The sequence below is a fragment of the Mesorhizobium sp. M3A.F.Ca.ET.175.01.1.1 genome, assembly GCF_004791945.1.
Lineage (GTDB): Bacteria > Pseudomonadota > Alphaproteobacteria > Rhizobiales > Rhizobiaceae > Mesorhizobium.
The window spans coordinates 1-279 of sequence record NZ_SRTP01000443.1 but is presented as its reverse complement, the minus strand read 5'-3'; the positions used below and the strand labels follow the sequence as shown (position 1 = coordinate 279).

The window sequence follows — 279 nt, the reverse complement described above, 5'->3', positions numbered from 1 at the left end:
CGCTATTCGGGTTCACCGACGCCGTCACCTTACAATCGTGCCGCCCCGTTTGGAAATTGAGCCCGATCAACGCAGAACCCGGCTTTCCGCGCAGAATGCTGCGGACGGTCGAACCACGGGAGGATCATCATGTCCCATATCATCGTCCTTGGAGCAGGTCTCGGCGGCACGATCATGGCGTACGAAATGCGCGCCAAGCTGCGCAGCGAGGATAGGCTGACCGTCATCACGCTCGGCACGTCCTATTCCTTCGTGCCTTCCAATCCTTGGGTGGCGGTC

At 60.2% G+C, this 279-nt stretch carries 1 pseudogene; it reads left to right on the top strand.

Annotated elements, in window-relative coordinates:
* Positions 1–129: 129 nt before the first annotated feature.
* Positions 130–279: pseudogene (locus EN818_RS34230) on the top strand (NAD(P)/FAD-dependent oxidoreductase); the annotation flags it as partial.